Raw genomic sequence first — 19,077 nt, 5'->3', positions numbered from 1 at the left:
CCGCCGCCCCGGGCTGTTCCCCGCGCCCCCCGGGTTCAGGGCCGCAGGGACCACGCGCGGTCGCGGAGGGCCGCGGAGAGGACCGGGGCCGAGCGGGGCTCGACGAAGAGCTGGGCGAGGCCCGCCTGCTGGCCGGCGCTGTGCTCGATGCGCACGTCCTCGATGTTGACCCCGGCCGCGCCCGCGTCGGCGAACAGGCGGGCCAGCTCGCCGGGCTGGTCCCCGATGAGGACGGCCACGACCTCGTACGCCTTGGGCGCCGTCCCGTGCTTGCCGGGGACCCGGGCGCGGCCCGCGTTGCCGCGCCGCAGTATGTCCGCGATGCCGTCGGCGCCCCCGCGCCGCTTCTCCTCGTCCGCGCTCTGCAGCGCCCGCAGCGACTCGACGGTCGCGTCGAGGTCCGCGGAGATGCCGGCGAGGACGTCGGCAACGGGGCCGGGGTTGGCGGCGAGGATGTCCATCCACATCGCGGGTTCGGAACCGGCGATGCGGGTGACGTCGAGGATGCCCTGCCCGCACAGCCGCACCGTGCTGTCCTCGGCGTGCTGGAGCCGGGCGGCGACCATGCTGGAGACGAGCTGCGGGGTGTGCGAGACGAGCGCGACGGCCCGGTCGTGCGCGTCGGCGTCCATCACGACGGGGACGGCCCCGCACAGCGCGACCAGCTCCAGCGCGAGGTTGAGCACCTCGGTGTCGGTGCCGGGGGTCGGGGTGAGGATCCAGGGGCGGCCGTCGAAGAGGTCGGCGCTGGCGGCGAGGGGGCCGGAGCGTTCCCGGCCGGCCATCGGGTGGGTGCCGATGTAGCGGGTGAGGTCGCCGCCGAGGGATTCCAGGTCGCGGCGCGGGCCGCCCTTGACGCTGGCGACGTCGAGGTAGCCGCGGCCGAGACCGCGGGCCATGGCGTCGGCGAGGGCGGCCGGTACGTGCGCGGGCGGCACGGCGACGATCACCAGGTCGACGGGCCCGGAGGCCGTGGCCGCCGGGTCGTACAGGCTTCCCGCGCCGAGGGCCGCCGCGGTGCGGGCGCTGGATTCGTCGTGGTCGCTGAGCCGGACGTCGACATCGCGCGCGCTGAGGGCGAGCGCGGCGGACGTGCCGATGAGGCCTGCGCCGATGACCAGTGCGGTTCTCACGTGGGGGTGTCCTGGGGTACGGGAGCGGGGGTGCCTGGGCGTCCAGCGTAGCCAGCGGCGGCCCCTCGCGAGACCGGGGACCGTACTGCGAGACGTGCCGCCCGCGGGCGTCGGCCCCAGCGGTCCCGTACTCCCCGTCGACCACCCGCTCACCGTCCGAAGCAGGAATTCCCCGGCGGATCGGGGAAGCGGTGGCGATAATCGCCGTCATGCGCGAATCGCTGGGGCACGATCTGGTCCGGGAGCACACGGTCTACGCGTGTGTCATGGGCTCGCGGGCGTTCGGCCTGGCGACGGACGGCAGCGACACCGACCGGCGCGGGGTGTTCGTGGCGCCCACCCCACTCTTCTGGCGGCTGGACAAGCCGCCGACGCATGTCACCGGGCCGCGCGAGGAGGAGTTCTCCTGGGAGATCGAGCGCTTCTGCTCGCTCGCCCTGCGCGCCAACCCCAATCTGCTGGAGTGCCTGCACTCGCCGCTCGTGGAGCACGCCGACGCGACCGGCCGGGAGCTGCGGGAGCTGCGCGACGCGTTCTTGTCCCGCCGGGTCGAGGCGTCCTTCCGCGGCTACGCCGAGCAGCAGCTCGGCAAGCTGGAGGCGGACATCCGGCGGGACGGCACTCCGCGCTGGAAGCACGCGATGCACCTGCTGCGGCTGCTGACCAGCTGCCGCGACCTGCTGCGTACGGGCACGCTCACCGTCGATGTCGGCGACCGCCGGGAGGACCTGCTGGCGGTGCGCCGCGGCGAGGTCGGCTGGGAGGAGGTGCGCGGCCGGATGCGGACGCTGCACGAGGAGGTGGACGCCGCCGCGGCTCGTACCCCGCTGCCCGCCGAACCGGACCGGGCGCGGGTGGAGGACTTCCTGGTACGGGTCCGGCGCGCCTCCGCGGAGAGCGCGCCGGACCCGGCACCCGTGCTCTAGAGGTCCACCTCGCGCATGAGCATGCCGACCTCGGTGTTGGTCAGCCGGCGCAGCCAGCCGGACTTCTGGTCGCCCAGCGGGATCGGGCCGAAGCTGGTGCGCACGAGCTTGTCGACGGGGAAGCCGGCCTCGGCGAGCATGCGCCGCACGATGTGCTTGCGGCCCTCGTGCAGCGTGACCTCGACCAGGTAGTTCTTGCCGGTGTTCTGCACGATGCGGAAGTGGTCGGCGCGCGCCCAGCCGTCCTCCAGCTCGATACCGCTCTTGAGCTGCTTGCCCAGGTCGCGCGGCAGCGGGCCCTGGATCGCGGCGAGGTAGGTCTTCTGCACGCCGTACCGGGGGTGGGTCAGCCGGTGGGCCAGCTCGCCGTGGTTGGTGAGCAGGATCAGGCCCTCGGTGTCGGTGTCGAGCCGGCCGACGTGGAAGAGCCGGGTCTCCCGGTTGGTGACGTAGTCGCCGAGGCACTGCCGTCCGTCCGGGTCCTCCATGGTGGAGACGACGCCCGCGGGCTTGTTCAGCGCGAAGAACAGGTACGACTGGGTCGCGACGGTCAGGCCGTCCACCTTGACCTCGTCGTGCTCGGGGTCGACGCGCAGGCCCTGCTCGGTGACGATCCGGCCGTTGACCTCGACCCGGTGCTGCTCGATCAGCTCCTCGCACGCCCGCCGCGAGCCCATGCCCGCCCTGGCCAGCACCTTCTGCAACCGCTCGCCCTCCTGCTCGGCGCCGGGGAAGGTCTTGGGCAGGTTGAGCTTGGGCTTGCTGTGCCGCTCCCGGTTGCGCTCCTCGATCTGGGCGTCCAGCTCGCGGGGGCGGGCCGGGACGCTGCCGCGCGCCCGGCCGCGGTTGCCGGCCGGGCCGGGGCCGCCGGGCTTGGTGCGGGGCATGCCGCCGGGCTTGTTCGCGCCGGACTGGCCGGTGTCGCCGACGTCGTAGCGGCGCTCCTCGGGACGCGGCTTGCGGGGGCGCTGCGGGGCGCCGTCGTTGCGACGCGGGGCGTCGGCACGGCCACCGCCCTCACCACGGCGCGGGGCGTCACCACGGCGGGGCGCGTCGCCGCGGCGCGGGGCGTCACCGCGGCGGTCGGAGCCTCCGCTGCCGCCCCGGCCGCCCGTGCCGGTGCCCCGCCGGGGGGCGCCCCCGCCGCTTCGGGGGGTCCGGTCGGAGCCGCTGTTCCTGTCGCTGCTTCGCATCAGTCGTCCGTCTTCGCAAGTGTCGGGGGTTCGTCCGGCGCATCCGGATCGAACGACGGCAGCCCCTCCTGGGACTCCGCCTCGACCGCGTCCGCCTCCGGCAGGAACGGGGCGAGCTCGGGCAGCTCGTCGAGGCTGCGCAGGCCCATGCGTTCCAGGAAGTAGTTCGTCGTCCTGTACAGGATCGCACCTGTCTCGGGTTCCGTCCCACCTTCGACGATCAGCCCGCGCTGGAGCAGGGTGCGCATGACCCCGTCGCAGTTGACCCCGCGCACCGCCGAGACCCGTGAGCGGCTGACCGGCTGGCGGTAGGCGACGACCGCGAGCGTCTCCAGCGCGGCCTGCGTGAGCCGGGCGTGCTGGCCGTCCAGGACGAACTTCTCCACCGCGGGCGCGAAGTCCGGCCGGGTGTAGAAACGCCAGCCGCCGGCGACCAGCCGCAGGTCGAAGCCCCTGCCCTCGCGCGTGTAGTCGTCGGACAGCTCGCGCAGCGCCGCGCCGATCGCGCGCCGCGGCCGCTCCAGGACCTTCGCGAGCTGCTCCTCGGTCGCGGGCTCGTCCACGACCATGAGGACGGCTTCCAGCGCGGGCTTCAGCTCCAGCCCGGCGGTGGCCGCGGAGAGCAGCCCGGCGGGTGCGGGCTGCTCCTCGGGCACCTCCAGCCCCGCGGTGAGATCCGTCACCTCGGTCATCCCTGTGCTCCGTTCCCGGCCGCCGCCGGTGCGGCGGCGGCCCCCTCGGCCTGCTCCCTGCCCTGCCTGCTCTGCTTCCCCGGCCTGCGCGGCGCCGCCTCCTGGTCGAACTCGTCGGTCACCAGCGGGGCGTCCGGTGCCTGCTCGCCGCCCGTCCAGCGGACCTGGAGGGCGCCCAGCGCCTCCTCCTGGTCGAGCCCGACCGCCTTCTCCCGGTAGAGCTCCAGCAGCGCGAGGAAGCGGGCCACGACCGTGAGCGTGTCGGGCGCGTCCGCGGTCAGCTCGCCGAAGCTGGCGCTGCCGCGCTCGCGCAGCAGCGCGATCACGTGCTCGGCCTGCTCGCGCACGCTGACCAGCGGGGCGTGGATGTGGTCGACGTAGACCTGCGGCCGCGGTTTGGGCTGCATGGCCTTGACGGCGAGCTGCGCGAAGCGCTCGGGGCCGATGCTCAGCACGACCTCGGGCAGCAGCTCGGCGTGCTGCGGCTCCAGGCCGACCGTGCGCGGGCGGCGCAGCGCCTCGTGCTCCAGCCGCTCGGCGAAGATCGCGGCGATCTGCTTGTAGGCCCGGTACTGCAGCAGCCGGGCGAAGAGCAGGTCGCGGGCCTCCAGCAGCGCGAGGTCGGCCTCGTCCTCGACCTCCGCGGCGGGCAGCAGCCGCGCGGCCTTGAGGTCCAGCAGGGTGGCGGCGACGACCAGGAACTCGGTGGTCTGGTCGAGGTCCCAGTCCGGGCCCATGGCGTGCAGATGCGCCATGAACTCGTTGGTGACCTTCGACAGCGCGACCTCGGTGACGTCCAGCTTGTGCTTGGCGATCAGCTGGAGCAGCAGGTCGAAGGGTCCCTCGAAATTGTGCAGCCGTACGGTGAAGCGCCCGTCGTCGGCCTCGTCCCCGGGCTCTTCTCCGGCCTCTTCTGCGGCCTCTTCTGCGGTCACGGGCTCCGGTTCGTCCCGCGGTACGCCACCGGGTCCGGGTACGTCCTCGGCCGCCTCCAGGACCACCGCCTCCGGTACCACCGCTTCCGGGACCGCTTCCCCGGCTGACAGCTCCGCCGGGACCGGCTCCTCCGCGTGCGTCGGGACGCCGCGGCCGAGGCGGCGGCGAGGGCGGTCGGCGGGGTCGGTCGTGGTGGTCGGCATCGAGGTCCAGTGTGCGGGGGCGGGAATCGGCAGGTTACCTCCCCCGGAGCGGCCGCGGCGCGGCTCAGCGCCCGCGCAGCCGCCGTACGAGGATGCTGGCGTCGCCGCGCGACTCCAGGTCCGCGAGCACCACGGCGACGGCCTCGCGGACGATCCGGCCGCGGTCGATGGCCAGGCCGTGCTCGCCGCGGAGCACCAGCCGGGCGTGCTCCAGGTCCATCAGTTCCTCGGCGGAAACGTAGACGGTGATCTTCTCGTCGTGCCGCTCGCGCCCACTGGGGCGGCGGTTCTGCCGCGGTGCCTTGCGGCGGGCGGCGGGTGCCGCGGGCCCCTGCGGCGCGGCGGGCGGCGCCGGGTGCTGGGCCGCCGCGGGGCCGCCGGGCTGCTGGACGGGCACCTGCGGCTGCGGCGGGGCCGCGGGCGCGGTGCCGTTGACGGGCCCGATCGGGGTGCCCTGCGTGCGGCGGCCCGCCGGGACGTCCCGGCCGCCGTGCTCGGTGCCGCCGGAGCCGTTGCGGTCCTGCCGGTCGCGCTCGCCGCGGTCGCGGCCCTGCCCGTGGCCGGGGTCGCGGGTCTCGGTGCCGCCCCGGCTCTCGCCGTCCTGCTCGCCGCCGGCCGTCCCGCCCGTCTGTTCCTGGGCCGGACGCGGCCGGGTGTCGCCCTGCGAATCGCCCCCGGAGTGCTGCTGCTGCGGCTGCTGCCGGGGCTGCGGGGCCTGGAGCGCCGCACCCCCGGTGGTCCGGAACAGCTCGTCGGCGCCCGGCAGGGTCACTCGGCGTGGCACCGGGCGAGCACCTCCCTGGCGAGTTGGCGATAGGCGGCGGCGCCGACGGAGTTGGAGGCGTAGGTGGTGATGGGCTCGCCCGCGACGGTGGTCTCGGGGAAACGCACGGTGCGGCCGATGACGGTGTGGAAGACGTGGTCGTCGAAGGCCTCGACGACCCGCGCCAGCACCTCCCGGCTGTGCACGGTCCGCGAGTCGTACATGGTGGCGAGGATGCCGTCGAGCTCCAGCTCGGGGTTGAGCCGCTCGCGGACCTTCTCGATCGTCTCGGTGAGCAGCGCGACACCGCGCAGCGCGAAGAACTCGCACTCCAGCGGCACGATCACGGAGTGCGCGGCGGTGAGCGCGTTGACCGTGAGCAGGCCGAGTGAGGGCTGGCAGTCGATCACGATGTAGTCGTAGTCGGGCAGCAGCGGCTTGAGGGCGCGCGCCAGCGCCGACTCGCGGGCGACCTCGCTGACGAGCTGCACCTCGGCGGCGGACAGGTCGATGTTGCTCGGCAGCAGGTCCATGCCGGGCACGGCGGTCTTCAGCAGCACCTCGTCGGCCGCGAGCCCGCGTTCCATCAGCAGGTTGTAGACCGTGATGTCAAGTTCCATCGGGTTGACCCCGAGCCCGACGGACAGCGCGCCCTGCGGGTCGAAGTCGACCAGCAGCACCCGGCGGCCGTACTCGGCGAGCGCGGCACCCAGGTTGATGGTCGAGGTGGTCTTGCCGACCCCGCCCTTCTGGTTGCACATCGCGACGATCTTCGCCGGACCGTGGTCGGTGAGCGGGTTGGGGATCGGGAAGTACGGCAGCGGACGGCCGGTCGGCCCGACGCGCTCACGGCGCTGGCGGGCGGCGTCCGGCGCGAGCGTCGCCGCGTACTCGGGGTCGGGCTCGTATTCGGCGTCGGGGTCGTAGAACTGACCGTCTTGCAGGTCGTCGTTGTCGTCGTAAGGGCCCATGGCGTATGCGCTTTGTGGGTCGGCGGGTTCGGCTCTGCGTGACTCGAAGGTGTGCACCGCGACGGAGCCGACGGTCATTGCTGGTTGGCCACTCCCGGGAGCAAATGTCGACTCATTCACAAGTCGTCTTACCTCCTTGGGGACCAGGAAACTTCTCAACAGGTCAGCGTGACTACAGCCGACGTTTCGCGACTCTATGGCGTGTCGGTGGTTCACAGCAACACAATCCGCCGGACACGGCACGATGTGTCGGCAACCGAACACCCCTCTGTCAAGGGCGTAACGACATGAACGGCCGGGTCCTGCGTGCGCAAGACCCGGCCGTAGGTGCACAGTTGGCACTTCGGGGCGTCCACCGCCCCGGCGGATGTCCCGGTCAGCCCAGCAGGGTGCGCAGTTCGACCGAATCGAGTCCGTGTGCTTCGGCCACCGGACCGTAAACGACCTGCCCCTCATGGGTGTTGAGCCCCAGCGCCAGCGCCGGGTCGCGGCGCAGCGCCTCCTGCCAGCCGCGGCCGGCGATCTCCAGGACGTACGGCAGCGTGGCGTTGGTCAGCGCGTACGTCGAGGTGTTCGGCACCGCGCCGGGCATGTTGGCGACGCAGTAGAAGACCGAGTCGTGGACGGTGAAGGTCGGCTCGGCGTGCGTGGTGGGGCGCGAGTCCTCGAAACAGCCGCCCTGGTCGATCGCGATGTCGACAAGGACGGATCCCTGCTTCATGCGCGAGACCAGCTCGTTGGTGACGAGCTTGGGCGCCTTGGCGCCCGGGATCAGGACCGCGCCGACCACCAGGTCGGCCTCCAGTACGGCCTGTTCGAGCGCGAGCGCGTTGGACGCGACGGTCTGCACGCGGTTGCCGAACACCTTGTCGGCCTCCCGCAGCTTGTTCACGTCCTTGTCCAGCAGCGTGACGTGGAAGCCGAGGCCCAGCGCGATCGTGGTGGCGTGCCAGCCGGACACGCCCGCGCCGATGACGACCGCGCGGCCGGACTGCACACCGGGCACCCCGCCGGGCAGCACCCCGCGGCCGCCCGCCGAGCGCATCAGGTGGTAGGCGCCGACCTGCGGGGCGAGCCGGCCCGCCACCTCGGACATGGGGGCGAGCAGCGGCAGCCGGCGGTCGGGCGTCTCGACCGTCTCGTAGGCGATGGCGGTGGTGCCGGACTCCAGCAGCGCGTCCGTGCACGCCCGGGAGGCCGCGAGGTGCAGGTAGGTGAAGAGCGTCTGGTCCTTGCGCAGCCGGTGGTACTCCTCGGCGACCGGCTCCTTGACCTTGAGCAGCAGATCGGCCTCGGCCCACACCTCGTCGGCGGTGCCGAGGACGGCGGCACCGGCCGCCGTGAACTCCTCGTCCGGGATGGACGAGCCCGCGCCCGCACCCTCCTCGACGACGACCCGGTGCCCGCCTCGCACCAGCTCGTGCACGCCGGCCGGGGTGATGGCCACGCGGAACTCGTTGTTCTTGACCTCGCGGGGGATGCCCACCTTCACGTCGATCACGGTCCTTGCGCTCAGGGTTGCCCAGGGGTGGTTGGGTGAGATTGTCCTGACATGGTGCAGGTTGGCACGACACGTCGGACCTGACCGCGTTGTGCGCGGCATGGCCCAGTCTAGTGAAGGAGGAGCTGCTGTCCAGCCTTACAAAGTGGTTGATTTTCTGAGCAGTATTGGCATTTTCGTAGGCCGACGACGGGACACGCCTGATCGGAATCGCATCATGACCCCGTCACCGAGGCGTTGCTCCCCGATCACGGCCGCGCGACATCCGGGGCGCCGGAGGCGTCCGGGGCGGGCGCGGCCTCCGGGTCGGGCGCGGTGCGCGGAGCCGGTGGGCTGTCCGGAGCCGGTGCGCTGTCGGGAGCAGGTGCGCTGCCCACAGCGGGTGCGGCCTGCGGGCCGGGTACGGGGGCGGGTCCCGGTTCGGGTGCGGGTCCGGCGGCGGAGCCGGGCCGGGCGGCCGCGGCCCGCTCGGACATCCGCTGCACGCTCTCCCGCTGCAACCGGGCGCCCTCCGGGTCGCCCAGCCGGTCCAGCAGGTCCGCCAGCCGCAGCAGCAGCGCGGCCTCCAGCCGCCGGTCGCCCGCCTGCCGGGCCCAGTACAGGGCGTCCCGGCAGCTGCGCATCGCGTCCTCCGGGCGGCCCGCCGTCTCCTGCACCCGCGCGGCCTCCGCGAGCGCGCGGGCCTGGCCGCTCAGATCGCCGAGCCGCTTGTACAGCCCCGCCACCTTGCGCCACTCGCGCAGCGCGGGCCCGAAACGCCCGCCGTGCGCCAGCAGGGCGGCGATCCGGCCGCGCAGCCGCGCCTGGTCGGCCTGCTCGCCGGTGCCCTGGCGCAGCGAGAGGGCGCGGCCGTACCAGTCCAGGGCCCGGCCCGGGTCGCGCCGCTCCAGGTACGTGCCGCCCAGCGCCTCCAGGGCCCGGCCCTCGGCCTGCCGGTCGTCGGCGCCGCGGGCGGCGTCCAGGGCGATCCGGTAGCGGTCCAGCGCACGGTCGGTACGGCCCGCGCGAGCGTCCAGGTCGCCGAGGTTGATGAGCGCGGCCGCCTGCTCCCGGCGCAGCCCGCGCCGCTCGGCCACCCCCAGCACCAGGAAGTGCAGTTCGTAGCGCTCGGCGGCCATCGCGTCACCGCCGGGGAAGGCGGCGAGCGCCCGCACCAGCGCGGCGACCAGGCGGCGCGCCAGCGTGTCCAGCTCGCCGTCCGCCACCGCCGAGCGCGCCGCCGCGAGCAGCGCCGGCAGCCGCGAGTCCAGCCACCCGGCGGCCGTACGGGCCGAGTCGAAGCGCTGCGCGCGGGGCACCGCCTCGTCCAGCGGCTCCCCCGCCAGCGCCGCCCGGCACGACAGCAGCAGCCGCACGGTCCGCTCCAGCATCCGCGCCCGCGCCAGGGTCACGTCGGCGGGCGTCTCGCGCGCCGCCAGCAGCGCGCCGAGCAGCGCCTCCAGACACCCCGGCACCACGTACCGCTGCGGCCCGCCCGCGAGCAGACCGCCGCGCACGAAGTCCTCCAGCGTCCCTTCCGCGACCTCCACCGGGCACCCGGCGAGCGCGGACGCCCCCTGCGCGTCCACCACCCCCGCCGGTGCCAGCACCAGCAGCCGCAGCATCCGCGCCGCGACGGCCGGCAGCCCCTCGTACACCATCCGGAAGGCCCGCACGAGCTCCCCGGGCACGGGCACGGGCCCGCTCCCCGCCGGGACCGCCGGAGGCGCGGACGGACGGGGCGGGGCGGGGGCGTCCTTCCGGGCCGCCGGGTCGGCGGGAGGGGACGGCGCGGACGGCGGGGACGGCGGGGTCGGCGGGATGTCGCGCAGCCTCAGGGCCGCGTCGGCGACCGACACACCGGGGCGGGCGGCCAGCCACGCCGCCGTCAGCCGCAGCGCGGTGGGATGCCCGGCGAGCACGTGCACGAGCGACTCGGCGCCACGCGGGTCGCACGTCACCCGGGTCTCGCCGACCGCCCGCGCCAGCAGCTCGACCGCGGCGGGCGTGTCCAGCCCGCCCAGCGTGCACGGGCGCACGTCGCGCACTCCGGGCAGCGGGCCGCCCGACGTGGCCACGACCAGGCTCCCCGCGCTCGCCGGCAGCAGCGCGGCGAGCTGGTCGGGGGACGCGACGTCGTCCAGCACGAGCAGCAGCCGCCGCCCCGCGGTGACCTCCCGCAGATCCGCGTCCTCGCCCGCGTCCAGCGCCCGCAGCAGCCCGCGGACCGCCTGCCCGGCGGGCACGGGGACGCCCGCGGGGCCCGTGAGCCGTACGTGCCACTGCCCGTCGGGGTAGCGGTCGGCGACCCGTGCGGCGAGGGACAGCGCGAGCGCGGTACGGCCCGTGCCGGGGCGGCCCGCGACGAGCAGGACGCGGGCGGTGTCCGGGCGCCCGCCGCCCAGGCCGGGGCGGTCGATCTCCCCCGCGAGTTCGGCGAGTTCGCGGGTGCGCCCGCAGAACCCCGCCGGAGGCGGTGGGAGGGGGGTGACCTGCGCGTCCCCGCGCCCCTGCGGGAGGGTGCCGTCGTCCACGCTGGCCACTCCTTACCCTGCGGGTGAGCTTTGGCGTGAGCGTAGTTGACGTCTTCCCTGCCGCGCAGGGCGAGCGCCTTACCGCTGCGCGGGGCACCCCGTTTTGGGGGCGCGCGGAACTGCGCCGCCCGCCCCCACCGGGGCGCGGGTCGGACACCGACCCGGAGGGTCTCTTCGGTCCGATCCGGACCACCGGCCGGTGGGTGGTTGCTCGCGCAGTTCCCCGCGCCCCTGATGGTTGCCCGGCGGCGCAGCCGCGTCCCAAAAACGGGTGCCCGGCGGTGCAGGCGGGGGCTCAGGAATCGAAGGGGCGGGCCGGCCAGGGGGAGTCGGCGGGGCGGAGTGCGGCGGAACCGCCGGAGGCGAGCGCGGCCTGCGCGGCGAGGACACCCACCACGAGGCAGTTGTTGTGGAGGTCCCCCGCGAGCACGCCGGTGAGGAGTTCCGCCAGCGGGACGCGGGCGAGCTCCATGTCGGCCTCCTCCTCCGAGACCGCGAAGCGCTCCCCCTCCGCCTCGGAGACGCCTCGCGCGAGGAAGATGCGCACGGCCTCGTCGCAGCCGCCCGGCGTCGTGTAGACGTCGGCGAGCACGTGCCACTCCTCCGCCTTGACGTGCGCCTCCTCGTACAGCTCGCGCTGCGCCGCGTGGAGCGGGTTCTCGCCGGGGACGTCGAGCAGGCCGGCCGGGATCTCCCAGAGGCGGTGGCGCACCGGGTGCCGGTACTGGCGCAGCACCAGCACCCGGTCGTCGTCGTCGAGGGCGAGGACGGCCACCGAGCCGGGGTGGACCTGGTAGTCGCGGGTCGCCGTGCTGCCGTCCGGCATGACGACCTGGTCGCTGCGGACGCTGGTCTTCTTGCCGGTGAAGGGCGTGGCGGTGGCCGTGACCCGCCATTCCTCCGGGGTGTCCTTGAGCATGCTGCGCCTTCCGGGAAGGGAAATGTGCTCGGTCAGCCGGACTTGCGGGCGACGGCCGCCTTGACCAGGCCCGCGAAGAGCGGGTGCGGCCGGGTCGGACGGGACTTCAGCTCGGGGTGCGCCTGCGTCGCCACGAGGTAGGGGTGGACGTCGCGCGGGTACTCGACGTACTCGACGAGCTTGTTGTCCGGGGAGGTGCCGGAGAAGACGATACCGGCGGTCTTCTCCAGGTCGGCGCGGTAGGCGTTGTTGACCTCGTAGCGGTGCCGGTGGCGTTCCTCGACGTACGGCTGGTCGCCGTAGACCTCGCGGACGATGGAGCCCTCGGCGAGCTTGGCGGGGTAGGTGCCCAGGCGCATGGTGCCGCCGAGGTCGCCCTTGCCGCCGACGATGTCGAGCTGCTCGGCCATGGTGGAGATCACCGGGTGGGCGGTGGCGGGGTCGAACTCGGTGGAGTTGGCCTCGGCGATGCCGACGAGGTTGCGGGCCGCCTCGATGACGACGCACTGCAGGCCCAGGCACAGGCCGAGCAGCGGGATGCGGTTCTCCCGGGCGTAGGTGATCGCGGCGACCTTGCCCTCGATGCCGCGCTCGCCGAAGCCGCCGGGTACGCAGATGGCGTCGACGTCGCGGAGCTGCTCGGCGGCGCCCGCCGGGCTCTTGCAGGTGTCGGACAGCACCCACTTGATGTGGACCTTGGCGTTGTTGGCGAAGCCGCCGGCCCGCAGCGCCTCGGTCACCGACAGGTAGGCGTCGGGCAGGTCGATGTACTTGCCGACGAGCGCGACGGTGACCTCGTGCGCGGGCTCGTGGACGCGGCGCAGCAGGTCGTCCCACTGCGTCCAGTCGACGTCGCGGAAGGGCAGGTCGAGGCGGCGCACGACGTACGCGTCCAGGCCCTCGGTGTGCAGGACCTTGGGGATGTCGTAGATGGAGGGCGCGTCGATCGCGGCCACCACCGCGTCCTCGTCGACGTCGCACATCAGCGAGACCTTGCGCTTGATCGCGGTCGGCACCTCGCGGTCGGCGCGCAGCACGATCGCGTCGGGCTGGATGCCGATGTTGCGCAGCGCGGCCACCGAGTGCTGGGTGGGCTTGGTCTTCAGCTCGCCGGACGGGCCGATGTAGGGCAGCAGCGAGATGTGCACGACGAAGACGTTGTCGCGGCCGACCTCGTGCCGGACCTGGCGCACGGACTCCAGGAAGGGCAGCGACTCGATGTCGCCGACGGTGCCGCCGACCTCGGTGATGACCACGTCGACGTCGTCGGTGGCCATCCGCCGGATGCGGGACTTGATCTCGTTGGTGATGTGCGGGATGACCTGGACGGTGTCGCCGAGGTACTCGCCGCGCCGCTCCTTGGCGATCACCGTGGAGTAGACCTGGCCGGTCGTGACGTTGGCCGAGCCGGCGAGGTTGACGTCGAGGAAGCGCTCGTAGTGGCCGATGTCGAGGTCGGTCTCGGCGCCGTCGTCGGTGACGAAGACCTCACCGTGCTGGAACGGGTTCATGGTGCCGGGGTCGACGTTCAGGTAAGGGTCGAGCTTCTGCATCGTGACCCGCAGGCCCCGCGCCTTCAGCAGTGCGCCGAGACTCGACGCCGTGAGCCCCTTGCCGAGCGAGGAGGCCACACCGCCGGTGACGAAGATGTGCTTGGTCATCGTGGATTTCGGCGCAATAGCCAAAGGGGGCTCCCGTGGTCGCGAGGTGAGGTCGGGACGGTGCTCGCTCGCGGAGCGCCGTCGGGCGGTTCAGTGGTTCAGCCCACCGGCCCACGGGCTACCAGGGTATCAGCGGTGCAGGGCAGCGACGGTGCGCGGCACCCCGTCGGGTCACCGTTGCCCCTCGAACACGGCATCGCCCCGGCCCCCGTACGGGCCACCCTTGCCCCGCCGGAAGGGCGCCCGAACCGTATACGACGGCACCGGACCACCGTTGCCCCCCGGCCAGACCACCACCGGGGTCCGGCCGGACCACCGGCACACCTCGGCCACACAACCGCCACACCCCGGCCATGTGGCCGTTCGCCTGCGCATATGCCGGAGTGCGCCCCGCAGTGCACCCGTGCGGCCCAGCGAAGATCGCAGGAGACGCACACCGGCACCCCGCGACGACGTATTCTGCACGGACGCACCTGTGCGAGCCGGCCGGCACACGGCATCATCCCCGCCCGCTCCCGGATCACGAGCTCGTCGAATATCCCCAGACCGCAAGACCGCCCCCAGTCCGTGGGGCGGCGGTGTCGTTTCGACTGGAGAAGCACGTGGCCGGGCGTATCGAGGATTACGCACTCATCGGAGACATGCAGACCGCCGCACTGGTCTGCCATGACGGCACGGTCGACTGGCTGTGCCTGCCGCGCTTCGACTCACCGGCCGTCTTCGCCGGGTTGCTGGGCACCGACGAGCACGGCTTCTGGCGGCTCGGCCCCGCCCACCACGGCGGCCCGCCACCGGCCGCGACACGCCGCCGCTACCGCGGCGACTCGCTCGTACTGGAGTCCGAGTGGGACACCCCGCGCGGCACGGTCCGGGTGATCGACTTCATGCCGCCGCGGGACGGCGCGCCGCAGGTGATCCGGATCGTGGAGGGCGTCAGCGGCCGCGTCCCGATGTCCTCGGCGCTGCGCATGCGCTTCGCCTACGGCCAGGTGGTGCCGTGGGTGCACAAGGTCGGCGACCGCACGGTGGCGGTGGCCGGGCCCGACTCCGTCTGGTACGACGCCGAGGTCGACACGTACGGCAAGGACCTGACGACGTACTCGGAGTTCTCCGTCGGGCCCGGCGACCGCATCGCCTTCGCCGTGAGCTGGGAGCCCTCCCACAAGCCGCAGCCGGCGCTGCCGGACCCGGAGGGCTCGCTCACCGCGACCGAGGACTTCTGGCGCGAGTGGGTCGCGCAGTGTACGTACACCGGGCCCTACCGCGAGGCGGTGGTCCGGTCGCTCATCACGCTCAAGGCGCTCACCTACGGCCCCACCGGCGGGATCGTGGCCGCCCCGACGACATCGTTGCCGGAGGACATCGGCGGGGTCCGCAACTGGGACTACCGCTTCACCTGGCTGCGGGACGCCGCGATCACCCTGTCCTCGCTGCTGCGCACCGGCTACCGCGAGGAGGCGCAGGCCTGGCGCGAGTGGCTGCTGCGGGCGGTCGCCGGCGACCCGGAGAACCTGCAGATCATGTACGGCATCGCGGGCGAGCGCGAGCTGGGCGAGAACGAGCTGCACTGGCTGCCCGGCTACGAGGGCTCCACCCCCGTCCGGATCGGCAACGGCGCCGCCCACCAGCTCCAGCTGGACGTCTACGGCGAGGTCACCGAGGCGCTGCACCTGGGCCACATGACGGGCCTGGCCCGCAACGACTACGCCAGCGTGCTCCAGCTCAAGCTCATCCGCTACCTGGAGAAGCACTGGAACGAGCCCGACGAGGGCATCTGGGAGGTGCGCGGCCCGCGCCGGCACTTCGTGCACTCCAAGGTCATGGCGTGGGTCGCCGTCGACCGCACGGTCAAGCTCATCGAGTCCGGCGAGGTCGACGGGCCGCTGGAGCGGCTCAAGGACCTGCGCGACGAGATCCACTACGACGTGTGCGAGAAGGGGTACGACAAGGAGCGCAACACCTTCACGCAGTCCTACGGCTCCAAGGAGCTGGACGCGTCGCTGCTGCTCATCCCGCAGATGGGCTTCCTGCCGCCGGACGACAAGCGGGTCATCGGCACGATCGAGGCGATCCAGCGCGAGCTGTCCACCGAGGACGGCTTCGTGCTGCGCTACCCCACCTCCAGCACCGACACCAGCGGCGACGACAACCTCGACGGCCTGCCCGGCGACGAGGGCGCCTTCCTCGCGTGCTCCTTCTGGCTCGCGGACGACCTCGCGATGATCGGCCGGGTCGAGGAGGCGCGGCGGCTGTTCGAGAAGCTGCTCTCGCTGCGCAACGACCTCGGGCTGCTCGCCGAGGAGTGGGACCCGCGCCGCCAGCGCCAGGTCGGCAACTTCCCGCAGGCCTTCAGCCACGTGCCGCTCATCGACACCGCGCTGCGGCTCACCGCGGTCGGCGCCTTCCGCGCCTGAACGCCCGCACCGCCTCTACGCGCGGTGCGGAACCGGTTACGGGAGGGGCCGGGCACCGTCGGAGGGCCCGGCGGGTTCACACCCGCTGGGTCAGCTCGTCGTAGACGCTGAGCACCTGGGCCACCGTGTCGTCCTCGGAGGGCCAGGTCGCCGCCTGGGCGCGGCCCGCCACCGACAGGGCGGTACGGCGCGCCGGGTCCGCCATCAGGTCGGCGACCGCGCGGGCCAGGCCCAGCGGATCCCCGTACGGCACCAGGACGGCCGCGTCGCCGACCAGCTCGCGCACCCCGCCGACGTCCGTGGCCACCAGCGGCACCCCGGCGTGCAGCGCCTCCTGCGCCATCAGCGGGCGGGCCTCCCAGCGGCTGGGCAGCACCACGAGATCGGCGGCGGCCAGCAGGTCGGGGACGTCGTCGCGGGCACCGAGCAGCACGACCGGCAGCCGCTCGGCCTCGATCCGCCGCTCCAGCTCCGTGCGCCGGCCACCCTCACCGGCGATCGCCACGAGCGGCGCCGGATCCTGCCCCGCCCACAGCCCGGCCGCGTCCAGCAGCAGGTCGTGACCCTGCTGCGGCTCCAGCATGCCGACGGAGAGCAGCAGCGGGCGGTCCACGGCGCCGTGGTCGGCGCGGGTCTTCTGCCGCAGCCGCTCCCCCTCCTCCGGGGGCCGCGGCGGCCTGCCCGGCGGACGCGGCACCGCGGCGGGCGCGAAGCGCGCGTCCTTCGCGCCGAGCGCGCGGGCGCGGTCCACCAGCTCCGAGGACACGCCGAGCACGACTGTCGCCGTCCGCAGCGCCCGGCGCTCCAGCCAGCGCAGCACCACCCCGCGACCGCCCTTCGCGGGGGCGCCGCCGTGCCACGTCACCACCAGCGGGACGCGCCGCCCGCCGAGCGCGAGCGCGGCGAGGAAGCCCGCCCACAGGCCGTGCGCGTGCACCACGCCCGCGCCGTGGAAGGCGGCGCGCAGTGCCCCGACCACGGGCGCGTCGGCGCGCGCCCGGCGCACGCCCATGTCGACGGGCACAAAACGGGCGCCGGTCGCGCCGAACCCGTAGTCCGCCTCCGCGCCCGCCGGCCCGCACACCGTGACCTCCACCCCGCGCGCGACCAGCCCGCCCACGAGCGAGCTGACATGCGCGCCGGCGCCTGCCCCCGCCGCCGTGCCCAGCACGTGCACGGCGTGCAGCTGCCCGGCGAAGGGCTCCGAGGTGCGAGTCACGCGGCCTACCGCTCCTTGAGATGAGGACGACGCCCTCCAGCATGCCAGCCCCCGCAAGAGCGGGCCCTTGCGCGGGGCCCTTTCCCCACGGACCCCCACCCCCCGAACCACCCGTACGGGTGACGCCGGTTGCCCCCGCGGGGGCTGCGCCTGGCACGCGCCCCTGGGGTTGCCCCGCGAGGCAGCGGCAAGCGCCCGCCCGGCAGGGCAACAGCCCCCGCCGGGGAAGGTCAGAGGGAGGCGCGGGCGGCGGCCAGGAGTTCTTCGGCGTGGGCTCGGGCCAGTTCGGAATCGGACTGGCCCGCGAGCATGCGGGACAGCTCACGGACGCGGGCCTCGCCGTCGAGCGCGGTGACGCCCGACCGTGTGACGGAGCCGTCGTTCGTCTTCTCGACCAGCAGTTGGCGGTCGGCGAACGCGGCCACCTGCGGAAGGTGGGTGACGACCACGACCTGGGCCGTCCGCGCGAGGCGCGCGAGGCGGCGGCCGACCTCGACCGCGGCGGCCCCGCCGACCCCCGCGTCGACCTCGTCGAAGAGGTACGTCGGGACGGGGTCGGACCCGGCGAAGACGACCTCGACGGCAAGCATGACGCGGGACAGCTCACCGCCGGACGCGCCCTTGGCGATGGGCCGCGCGGGGCTGCCGGGGTGCGGGGCGAGCAGCAGCTCGACCTCGTCCGCGCCGCTGGGCCCGTAGCCGACGGAGCGGCCGTCGATCTCGATGCCGGACTCCTCCTCACCGGCGGGCATGTCGTTCTGCCGGATGGCGAAGCTGACGCGGGCGTGCGGCATGGCCAGCGAGGCCAGTTCGGCGGTGACGTCGGTGGCGAACCGCTCGGCGGCCTCGGTGCGCAGGTCGGTGAGGTGCTGGCCGAGTCCGCCGAGTTCGGCCCGCAGGGCGTCGCGCTCGGCGGTCAGCTCGGCGATGCGGTCGTCGTCGCCGTCGAGTTCGGCGAGCCGGGCGGCGCTCTGCCCGGCCCACGCGAGGACGTCGTCGATGTCGGTGCCGTACTTGCGGACGAGGTGGGCGAGGACGGCCCGGCGCTCCTCGACGGCGGCGAGCCGCAGCGGGTCGGCGTCCAGGTTGTCGGCGTATCCGGCCAGTTCACCGGCGACGTCGGCGAGCAGGATGCCCAGTTCGCCGAGCCGTCCGGCGAGCCCGGCGAGGGCCGGGTCGTGCGCGGCGACGGCGTCGAGCGCGCGCTGGGCGCCCGCGACGAGGCTGCCGGCCTCGACGCTCTCGGGGTCCTCGGGGTTGCCGGCGAGCGCGGCGTGCGCGAGCGTCGCGGCGGAGGCGAGCGCCTCGGCGTGCCCGAGCCGCTCGGCCTCGGCGGCGAGTTCGGCGTCCTCGCCGGGCTGGGGTTCGGCGGCGGAGATCTCCTCGACGCCGAACCGCAGCAGGTCGGCCTCCTGGGCGCGTTCCCTGGCCCGGGTGGTGAGTTCGGTCAGCTCCGCGGCGACCTCCCGCAGCCGCCGGTAGGCGGCCCCGTACTTCTCCAGGGCCGCGCCGAGCGCGGCCCCGGCGTAGCGGTCGAGGGCCTCGCGCTGCCGCGCGGGCCGCAGCAGGCCCTGCTGGTCGGTCTGGCCGTGGACGGCCACGAGGTCGTCGGCGAGGTCGCCGAGCAGCCCCACGGGGACGCTGCGCCCGCCGAGGTGGGCGCGCGAGCGCCCTTCCGCGGACACCGTCCGGCTGATGAGCAGCGCGCCGTCGTCGAGTTCCGCACCGGCCTCGGCGGCGCGTACGGCGGCGCGGTCGCCCGGCGCCATCGTCACACGGCCCTCGACGACCGCCGAGCCCGCGCCGATCCGCACGAGGGCGGGGTCGGCGCGCCCGCCGAGCAGCAGGCCGAGGCTCGTGACGACCATGGTCTTGCCCGCACCGGTCTCGCCGGTCACCGCGGTGAAGCCGGGTGAGAGTTCCACCACGGCGTCCTCGATGACACCCAGCGACCGGATCCGCATTTCCTCCAACACGGATACGACCATACGAGGTTTTCCGTGCCCGGCGCGACGCCCGCCGGGCAGTGGGCT

At 74.2% G+C, this 19,077-nt stretch carries 13 protein-coding genes and 1 pseudogene; 2 read left to right on the top strand and 12 right to left on the bottom strand.

Annotation, left to right across the window (positions count from 1 at the left end; genetic code table 11):
- Nucleotides 1-35: 35 nt before the first annotated feature.
- A complete protein-coding gene (locus ACH4PY_RS28040) occupies nucleotides 36-1,133 on the bottom strand; it encodes a prephenate dehydrogenase (protein ID WP_398188711.1) in 1,098 nt (365 codons plus the stop codon).
- A gap of 209 nt (nucleotides 1,134-1,342) precedes the next feature.
- On the opposite strand from ACH4PY_RS28040, the gene ACH4PY_RS28035 reads away from it, so the two are divergent.
- On the top strand, nucleotides 1,343-2,059 hold the full coding sequence (locus ACH4PY_RS28035; RefSeq protein ID WP_398188708.1) for a DNA polymerase beta superfamily protein: 717 nt from the start codon (nucleotides 1,343-1,345) through the stop codon (nucleotides 2,057-2,059).
- Here the strand turns inward: ACH4PY_RS28035 and ACH4PY_RS28030 are convergent.
- From ACH4PY_RS28030 to ACH4PY_RS27990, 9 genes and pseudogenes are all read right to left on the bottom strand, one after another.
- The gene (locus ACH4PY_RS28030; RefSeq protein WP_398188705.1) at nucleotides 2,056-3,252 is read right to left on the bottom strand and encodes a pseudouridine synthase; all 1,197 of its coding nucleotides are present in this window, start codon (nucleotides 3,250-3,252) and stop codon (nucleotides 2,056-2,058) included. The genes ACH4PY_RS28035 and ACH4PY_RS28030 overlap by 4 nt on opposite strands.
- Nucleotides 3,252-3,944, bottom strand: coding sequence for an SMC-Scp complex subunit ScpB (scpB, locus tag ACH4PY_RS28025; RefSeq protein WP_398188702.1), 693 nt, complete (start codon nucleotides 3,942-3,944; stop codon nucleotides 3,252-3,254). The genes ACH4PY_RS28030 and scpB overlap by 1 nt, the downstream gene beginning before the upstream one ends.
- Nucleotides 3,941-5,083 (bottom strand): segregation and condensation protein A, encoded by a 1,143-nt coding sequence (locus ACH4PY_RS28020; protein WP_398188699.1) that lies wholly within the window; start codon nucleotides 5,081-5,083, stop codon nucleotides 3,941-3,943. Before ACH4PY_RS28020 ends, scpB begins: the two co-directional genes overlap by 4 nt.
- Before the next feature lie 64 nt (nucleotides 5,084-5,147).
- The gene (locus tag ACH4PY_RS28015) at nucleotides 5,148-5,867 is read right to left on the bottom strand and encodes a hypothetical protein (RefSeq protein WP_398188696.1); all 720 of its coding nucleotides are present in this window, start codon (nucleotides 5,865-5,867) and stop codon (nucleotides 5,148-5,150) included.
- Nucleotides 5,852-6,781, bottom strand: a pseudogene (locus tag ACH4PY_RS28010) (ParA family protein); the annotation flags it as partial. The gene ACH4PY_RS28015 and the pseudogene ACH4PY_RS28010, both read right to left, overlap by 16 nt.
- A 412-nt stretch (nucleotides 6,782-7,193) precedes the next feature.
- On the bottom strand, nucleotides 7,194-8,318 hold the full coding sequence (gene ald / locus ACH4PY_RS28005; RefSeq protein ID WP_398188693.1) for an alanine dehydrogenase: 1,125 nt from the start codon (nucleotides 8,316-8,318) through the stop codon (nucleotides 7,194-7,196).
- Between the two features lie 248 nt (nucleotides 8,319-8,566).
- Nucleotides 8,567-10,831: a tetratricopeptide repeat protein gene (locus ACH4PY_RS28000; protein ID WP_398188690.1), complete on the bottom strand. Its 2,265-nt coding sequence runs from the start codon at nucleotides 10,829-10,831 to the stop codon at nucleotides 8,567-8,569.
- 295 nt (nucleotides 10,832-11,126) lie between these two features.
- Complete coding sequence (locus ACH4PY_RS27995; protein ID WP_398188687.1) at nucleotides 11,127-11,750, bottom strand: NUDIX domain-containing protein; 624 nt, start codon at nucleotides 11,748-11,750, stop codon at nucleotides 11,127-11,129.
- A gap of 32 nt (nucleotides 11,751-11,782) precedes the next feature.
- Nucleotides 11,783-13,411: a CTP synthase gene (locus tag ACH4PY_RS27990; RefSeq protein WP_398188685.1), complete on the bottom strand. Its 1,629-nt coding sequence runs from the start codon at nucleotides 13,409-13,411 to the stop codon at nucleotides 11,783-11,785.
- Nucleotides 13,412-14,013: 602 nt separating this feature from the next.
- On the opposite strand from ACH4PY_RS27990, the gene ACH4PY_RS27985 reads away from it, so the two are divergent.
- Nucleotides 14,014-15,825 (top strand): glycoside hydrolase family 15 protein, encoded by a 1,812-nt coding sequence (locus tag ACH4PY_RS27985; protein ID WP_398188682.1) that lies wholly within the window; start codon nucleotides 14,014-14,016, stop codon nucleotides 15,823-15,825.
- Between the two features lie 76 nt (nucleotides 15,826-15,901).
- Here the strand turns inward: ACH4PY_RS27985 and ACH4PY_RS27980 are convergent, their stop codons facing one another.
- Nucleotides 15,902-17,044: a glycosyltransferase family 4 protein gene (locus ACH4PY_RS27980; RefSeq protein WP_398188679.1), complete on the bottom strand. Its 1,143-nt coding sequence runs from the start codon at nucleotides 17,042-17,044 to the stop codon at nucleotides 15,902-15,904.
- A gap of 230 nt (nucleotides 17,045-17,274) precedes the next feature.
- Nucleotides 17,275-19,032, bottom strand: a complete 1,758-nt coding sequence (gene recN / locus ACH4PY_RS27975) for a DNA repair protein RecN (RefSeq protein ID WP_398188677.1) — start codon at nucleotides 19,030-19,032, stop codon at nucleotides 17,275-17,277.
- Nucleotides 19,033-19,077: the final 45 nt, after the last annotated feature.

It is taken from the genome of Streptomyces sp. NPDC021224, from assembly GCF_044332905.1.
Taxonomy (GTDB): domain Bacteria; phylum Actinomycetota; class Actinomycetes; order Streptomycetales; family Streptomycetaceae; genus Actinacidiphila.
This window is presented reverse-complemented; position numbering and strand designations above follow the sequence as displayed.

Coding starts and splice junctions, on each gene's coding strand:
- recN (WP_398188677.1), bottom strand. CDS start 19,032: ATGGTCGTATCCGTGTTGGAGGAAATGCGGATCCGGTCGCTGGGTGTC.
- scpB (WP_398188702.1), bottom strand. CDS start 3,944: ATGACCGAGGTGACGGATCTCACCGCGGGGCTGGAGGTGCCCGAGGAG.
- ACH4PY_RS27995 (WP_398188687.1), bottom strand. CDS start 11,750: ATGCTCAAGGACACCCCGGAGGAATGGCGGGTCACGGCCACCGCCACG.
- ACH4PY_RS28030 (WP_398188705.1), bottom strand. CDS start 3,252: ATGCGAAGCAGCGACAGGAACAGCGGCTCCGACCGGACCCCCCGAAGC.
- ACH4PY_RS27990 (WP_398188685.1), bottom strand. CDS start 13,411: ATGACCAAGCACATCTTCGTCACCGGCGGTGTGGCCTCCTCGCTCGGC.
- ACH4PY_RS28020 (WP_398188699.1), bottom strand. CDS start 5,083: ATGCCGACCACCACGACCGACCCCGCCGACCGCCCTCGCCGCCGCCTC.
- ACH4PY_RS28035 (WP_398188708.1), top strand. CDS start 1,343: ATGCGCGAATCGCTGGGGCACGATCTGGTCCGGGAGCACACGGTCTAC.